The sequence below is a fragment of the Paracoccus sp. J55 genome, from assembly GCF_000513975.1.
Taxonomy (GTDB): Bacteria; Pseudomonadota; Alphaproteobacteria; order Rhodobacterales; family Rhodobacteraceae; genus Paracoccus.
Map to the genome: position 1 here is coordinate 1 of NZ_AZVA01000060.1, position 5,805 is coordinate 5,805.

Annotated in this window: 5 protein-coding genes and 3 pseudogenes; 3 read left to right on the plus strand and 5 right to left on the minus strand. The window is 66.5% G+C overall.

Going from position 1 to position 5,805, the window contains the following annotated elements:
- Together PARJ55_RS23710 and PARJ55_RS24700 are read left to right on the plus strand one after the other, a co-directional pair.
- Positions 1-144: pseudogene (locus PARJ55_RS23710) on the plus strand (ATP-binding protein); the annotation flags it as partial.
- Between the two features lie 329 nt (positions 145-473).
- A pseudogene (locus PARJ55_RS24700) lies at positions 474-823 on the plus strand (transposase).
- Positions 824-901: 78 nt separating this feature from the next.
- Here the strand turns inward: PARJ55_RS24700 and maiA are convergent.
- From maiA to hmgA, 3 genes are all read right to left on the minus strand, one after another.
- Entirely contained in the window at positions 902-1,549 is a 648-nt protein-coding gene (gene maiA / locus PARJ55_RS0120465) for a maleylacetoacetate isomerase (RefSeq protein ID WP_028714656.1), read from the minus strand.
- On the minus strand, positions 1,546-2,751 hold the full coding sequence (fahA, locus tag PARJ55_RS0120470) for a fumarylacetoacetase (RefSeq protein ID WP_028714657.1): 1,206 nt from the start codon (positions 2,749-2,751) through the stop codon (positions 1,546-1,548). The genes maiA and fahA overlap by 4 nt, the downstream gene beginning before the upstream one ends.
- A 129-nt stretch (positions 2,752-2,880) precedes the next feature.
- Entirely contained in the window at positions 2,881-4,239 is a 1,359-nt protein-coding gene (gene hmgA / locus PARJ55_RS0120475) for a homogentisate 1,2-dioxygenase (protein ID WP_028714658.1), read from the minus strand.
- Positions 4,240-4,384: 145 nt separating this feature from the next.
- Between hmgA and PARJ55_RS0120480 the strand changes: the two genes are divergently transcribed.
- Positions 4,385-4,810: a MarR family winged helix-turn-helix transcriptional regulator gene (locus PARJ55_RS0120480; protein ID WP_028714659.1), complete on the plus strand. Its 426-nt coding sequence runs from the start codon at positions 4,385-4,387 to the stop codon at positions 4,808-4,810.
- Between the two features lie 257 nt (positions 4,811-5,067).
- Here PARJ55_RS0120480 and PARJ55_RS0120485 read toward each other — a convergent pair whose 3' ends face one another.
- Both PARJ55_RS0120485 and PARJ55_RS22795 read right to left on the minus strand, forming a co-directional pair.
- Entirely contained in the window at positions 5,068-5,421 is a 354-nt protein-coding gene (locus PARJ55_RS0120485; protein ID WP_028714660.1) for a Rieske (2Fe-2S) protein, read from the minus strand.
- Between the two features lie 57 nt (positions 5,422-5,478).
- A pseudogene (locus PARJ55_RS22795) lies at positions 5,479-5,805 on the minus strand (4-hydroxyphenylpyruvate dioxygenase); the annotation flags it as partial.

The following is a 5,805-nucleotide window of genomic DNA, read 5'->3' on the forward strand; positions in this document are numbered from 1 at the left end:
CCCTTCGATGAATGAACGGAAACCTTCGGTTCCGAGCGTCTCACCGGCGCGCTGCTCGACCGACTGACCCACCACGTCAACATCATCGAGATGAACGGCGAAAGCTATCGCCTCGCCAACAGCACAGCCCGTAAACAGCGCTGATCACCATAAAATATCTACCCACGATTGGCCCTAAGGGGCCAGTGCGCCATGGCTCGCGCCAGCTATGTGGCCAGCGCGCGCGCCATGGCGCACCCCCCAACTGGCCGGACTTTACGCCGCCGCCCCGGCCGACTTTTGCTCCGCCGTTGACACCTGCACCGACGGGGTGACGCAGGGCGAGCCATTGAAGGCGCCATCGGTTCAAGCCGGATGGCGAGCGCGCCCTCGCATCTGATCGCGGGCGGGCTGCCAACCGAGGCGACGCTCGCCCATGTGCTGGCGAAGCCAAGTATGCGGACCATCTGCCGTTATACCGCCAAAGCCAGATCCTGGCGCGGGCGGGCCTCGATCTGCACCGCGCCGTGCTGGCCGATTGGGCCGGCAAGGCTGCGTTCCACCTGAAGCCCGTGGTGGACCGGCTGGCCGAGCATCTGGGGCGATCGGGGTCAAGCTGTTCATGGACGAAACCACCGCCCCGGTGCTGGACCCGGGGCGCGGGACGGACAAAGACCGGATATCTCTGGGCGCTGGCCCGCGACGACCGGCCATGGGGCGGGGACGATCCGCCCGGCGTGGTCTGCTCTCAGCCCTGGGCCGCGCGGGCGAGAATGCAGAGTGTATCCTGCAGGGCTGTGACGGCATCCTGCAGCTCGACGGCTACACCGGCTACAACCCTTGACGCGCCCCTCCCGGACAGGTGGCACGCCGATTACCGTCGCCCATTGCTGGGCATAAAGGATGCAACTGTCTGCAGAGTTCAGCCCCGCGCTTGCTGCGGCGTGACATTTTCAGGAAACGCCGTGCGAAAAGCGATGAGCGTCTTGCAGGCCTGTTCGACCCTTTGGATCCTGGCGAAGGCGTCGATATTTACCCCCCAGCGGCGGGCGTTGTAGATCTGCGGGATCAGCACGCAATCGGCCATGCCGGGCCGGTCGCCATGGCAGAACCGCCCGGCAAAGCCCGGATGGTCCAGCAGCCGCTCGACGGCCTCCAGGCCGCGGGCGATGTTCTCGCGGTTCCAGGCGGCGCGCGCCTCGGACCCGGCCAGGGCCTCGACCCGATCCAGCACCCGCAGGTTCGAGACCGGATGGATCTCGCAGGCCACGGCTAGGGCCAGCGCCCGGACATGGGCGCGGGCCGCGGCACCTTCGGGCAGCAGCGCCGGTTCGGGCCGGGTCTCCTCCAGATATTCGATGATCGCCAGCGACTGGGTCAGCACCCGGCCGTCGATCTCCAGCGCCGGCACCAGGCCCTGCGGGTTGACCCGCAGGTTCGCCGCGCCGCGCTGTTCGCCCGCGACCAGATCCACCGCCACCCGCCGATAGGCGATGCCCTTCAGCGCCAGCGCGATCCGCACCCGATAGGAGGCCGAGGAGCGCCAATAGTCGTGCAGCACGACGCTCATGGCTGCGCCGGCAGGATAGTGCCGGTGCAAGGGCCGAAGCCGATGCGGTAGCCATCACCTTGTGCTTCGGCAAAAAGCCCGATCTCGTCCCCGTCCTGGATGAAGGTGCGGCTTTCGCCATTGACCGTGACCCGCACCTTGCCGCCCCCGGTCATCTCCAGCAGCGCCCCGGTCTGCTCGCGCTCCGGCCCCGAGATCGTGCCCGAGCCCAGCAGGTCGCCGACCCGCATCGGGCAGCCGGAACTGGTGTGATGCGCCAGCTGCTGGGCGCTGGAGTAATACATGACGTTGTAATTCGTCTGCCCCATGACCTGGCCGTTCATGGTCCAGCCGATCTCCAGGTCGTAAAGCCCCGGCCGCCGCTCGTGCAGATAGGGCAGCAGCGGGTTCGCCCGCTCGGCACCCGCGCAGCGAAACGGCTCCAGCGCCGCCTGGGTCACGATCCAGGCGCCGATGGTGGTGCCGAGCGCCTTGGACTGGAACGGGCCCAGCGGCTGGTATTCCCAGGCTTGCACATCGCGCGCCGACCAGTCGTTCAGCAGCACATAGCCGAAGATCATGTCCTCGGCCTGATCGACGCTGATGCGTTCGCCCATGGTGCTGTCAGCCCCCACGATGGCGCCCAGCTCCAGTTCCAGGTCCAGCCTGCGGCAAGGGGCCCATTCCGGCCCGGCCTCGCCCTTCAGCTGGCCCATCGGACGCCGGATCGGCGTGCCCGAGACCACGACCGAGGACGCCCGCCCGTTATAGCCGATGGGCATATGCGTCCATTGCGGCGGCAGGGCGTTCTCGGGGCCGCGAAACAGCACGCCGACGTTGAAGGCATGGTTCTTCGAGGCGTAGAAATCGGTGAATTCCGTGACCCGGATCGGCAGGTGCATCTGCGCGTCAGACATGGCGACCAGCGGCAGGTCTGGCGTCGCGCCCTCGGCGAGCAGTTCGGTCAGCCGCGCCCGCACTGCGTCCCAACGCGCCCGGCCAAGCGCCATGAAGCTGTTAAGTGCCGGCTGCGCGAACGCCCCGCCCGCATCGACCAGCCCGCGCGCTTCGCATTCGGCCAGGTCGAGGATCAGGTCGCCGATGGCCACCCCGCAGCGCGGGGCATCGCCCGACACGGAGAACACCCCATAGGGGAGGTTGTTCAGGGGAAAGGGGCAGTCCGGCCGATTGGCGCTTTCCACCCGAGACCGCAGCAAGGCCATGCGCATCTTCCTTCTTTCTTGTGAAAATATCCCACGGGGGTTGCCGGCTGGTGCGCCACCGGTTCGAGAACCAGCCGGCGACGGGTGTGAAACGCCCGGCCTTCGGGGTCCCCGGACCCCCGGTGCGCCTCACTTCACGCCTGGCGTTCCGTCGAACTTCTTCTCGAGCCGGTTCCAGACCTCGATATAGTCCTTCTGCATCGGGGCCTCGCGGGCGGCGAATTCGGTGAGGTGCTGGGGGAAGCGGGTCTCGAACATGAAGCTCATGGTCTCCTCCAGCTTCTCGGGCTTCAGTTCCGCGTTGGAGGCCCCCTCGAAGGCGTCGCGGTCGGGGCCATGCGGCAGCATGCAGTTGTGCAGGCTGATGCCGCCCGGCGCGAAGCCCTGCGGCTTGGCGTCGTAGATGCCGTAGATGTTGCCCATCAGCTCGGACATGATGTTCTTGTGATACCAAGGCGGGCGGAAGGAATGCTCGGCCACCATCCAGCGTTCCCGGAACAGCACGAAGTCGATATTCGCCGTCCCCTCTTGCCCCGAGGGCGCGGTCAGCACGGTGAAGATCGACGGATCGGGATGGTCGAACAGGATCGCGCCCACCGGCGAATAGGTCCGCAGGTCGTATTTGTAGGGGCAATAGTTGCCGTGCCAGGCCACCACGTCCAGCGGCGAATGGTCGATCCAGGTCTCGTGGAACCGGCCGCACCACTTGATGACCACGCGCGAGCGCGCCTCGCGGTCCTCGAAGGCGGCGACCGGGCATTTGAAGTCGCGCGGATTGGCCAGGCAATTGGCGCCGATCGGGCCGCGGCTCGGCAGGTCGAACTTCTGGCCGTAATTCTCGCAGACGAAGCCGCGGGCGGGGCCCTCCAGCACCTCGACGCGGTAAACCAGGCCGCGCGGCAGGATGGCGATTTCCCGCGGCTCCGGGTCGATCACCCCCAGTTCGGTGCAGAAGCGCAGCCGGCCCTCTTGCGGGACGACCAGCAATTCGCTGTCGGCCGAGAAGAAATATTCATCCTGCATCGACTGCGTGACCAGGTAGACATGCGACGCCATGCCGACCTGGATGTTCACGTCGCCGGCCGTGGTCATGGTGCGCATGCCGGTGATCCAGGTCAGCTCCTCCTCCGGGACCGGGATCGGATCCCAGCGATACTGGCCCAGGCTGACGATGTCGTCGCGCAGGTTCGGCGCCGTCTTCCAATGGGGCAGCTCGATCACCGCGAAATCGCCGGTATGGCGGACCGAGGGCCGGATGCGATAGCACCAGGTCCGCTCGTTCTGGCCGCGCGGCGCGGTGAAGGCAGTCCCCGACAGCTGCTCGGCATAAAGCCCGTATTCGCATTTCTGCGGGCTGTTCTGGCCCTGCGGCAGGGCGCCGGGCAGGGCCTCGGTCTCGAAATCGTTGCCGAAGCCGGGCATGTAGCCCGGATGCGTGCCGGTGGCGACGGTGGCGCGGGTCATCCCGCGCGGCAGGTCGTGGGTCATGGCGGCTCCTCCCCGGCCGGTATCATTGCTGCTGCAACGAATATGCCGTTGCATCGGCAACGATGTCAACGCCGATCTGCGGCCCGGCCGATCTTTGTTGCGGACGCAACGGCTTTCTGCTGTTCTGCCGGCCAAGGAGAAGCGCATGTCATTCGATCTGGACCGGTTCCTGCCCTATCGCCTGTCGGTCGCCGCCGCCCAGGTCAGCCGCCGCTTTGCAGCCCGCTACGCGGCCGAGGCGGGGCTGAGCATTCCCGAATGGCGGGTTCTGGCGCATCTGGCCCATTCCGGCGCGGTGAGCGTGCGCGACATCAACGCGCGGGTGCATCTGGACAAGTCGGTGGTCAGCCGGGCGGCTGCGCGGCTGCAAGAGGCGGGCTGGGTGCGCAAATCGGGCAACGCGGCCGACCGCAGGCTGGTGGTGCTGGAGCTGACGCCCGAGGGCCGGGCGCTGATGGCGCGGCTCGAAAGGATCGCCGAGGCCTTCCAGGCCGAACTGCTCGCCGAGCTGGGACCGGATGCCGCGGCGCTGCGCCGGGCGCTGGCGAAAATCTCTGGAGCAGAAGCATGATCGACTGTCGTCTTTGGCCCGGAAACTCCATTTCAACAGGTTACCCGAGAGACGGTTTCCTTCATGGCGATCCGAATGGCGCAGGTCCAGCGGTATCTGGGTCATGCCGACGAATGGCGTAGCTCCAGGCAGGCAAACTGATGTCCCAGCTGCGATTCCCGATCTGATGGTCGGGCCTGATGTGTTGATGCGGCAAGGATCTTGTCGGTGAAGCTCCATCGCGGGCAGCAAAGCATAGCCTGCGCCCAGCCAGAGGATCAGCCCGCGATAACGATCATCCCGTCCCGGATGCTGACCGGCACGGGGTCCAGACCGCACTCGGCACCATCGATCGCCTCTCCCGAGCGGATGTCGAAACGCGCGCCATGGGCGGTGCACATCAACTTGGTTCCGTCTGCAGACAGCAGCTGGTCGCCATGATAGTCGAGCGGCAGGTACTGATGCGGGCAGGCATTCACATAGGCCAGCAGCTCTTCACCGATGCGGACCACCAGCATCGGGAACGAGCCCCTGCTGGTGGTCACGGACAGCGACAGAACGCCCTCTACTTGCGTCTCGGCGCAGACTGGGGTGCCCGCCGTAGGGGCGGAGGAGTAATCGGTCCAAGCCATTGAACGATCCTGGAGAGAAACCCGCCTGCAGGCGCAGGCGGGTTGTACGATGCCGATTTATTCGGCCGGATCGGCGTGCAACACGCCGCGGCGGATCTGGTCCTCTTCGATGGATTCGAACAGGGCGCGGAAATTGCCCTCGCCGAAACCGTCGTCGCCCTTGCGCTGGATGAACTCGAAGAAGATCGGCCCGATCACCGTCTTCGAGAAGATCTGCAGCAGCACCCGGGTCGTGCCGCCGCCCACGACCCCNTCGCCGTCGATCAGGATGCCGTGCTTCTTCATGCGCTCGATGGGCTCCTGATGGCCTTTCACCCGGCGATGCGACATCTCGTAATAGGTGTCCGGCGGTCCGGGCATGAACGCCATGCCGGCCGCGGCGAT

Excerpts from the sequence above, each read along its gene's own strand:
- maiA (WP_028714656.1), bottom strand. The coding sequence starts at position 1,549 with ATGAGCGTCGTGCTGCACGACTATTGGCGCTCCTCGGCCTCCTATCGG.
- fahA (WP_028714657.1), bottom strand. The coding sequence starts at position 2,751 with ATGGCCTTGCTGCGGTCTCGGGTGGAAAGCGCCAATCGGCCGGACTGC.
- hmgA (WP_028714658.1), bottom strand. The coding sequence starts at position 4,239 with ATGACCCACGACCTGCCGCGCGGGATGACCCGCGCCACCGTCGCCACC.
- PARJ55_RS0120480 (WP_028714659.1), top strand. The coding sequence starts at position 4,385 with ATGTCATTCGATCTGGACCGGTTCCTGCCCTATCGCCTGTCGGTCGCC.
- PARJ55_RS0120485 (WP_028714660.1), bottom strand. The coding sequence starts at position 5,421 with ATGGCTTGGACCGATTACTCCTCCGCCCCTACGGCGGGCACCCCAGTC.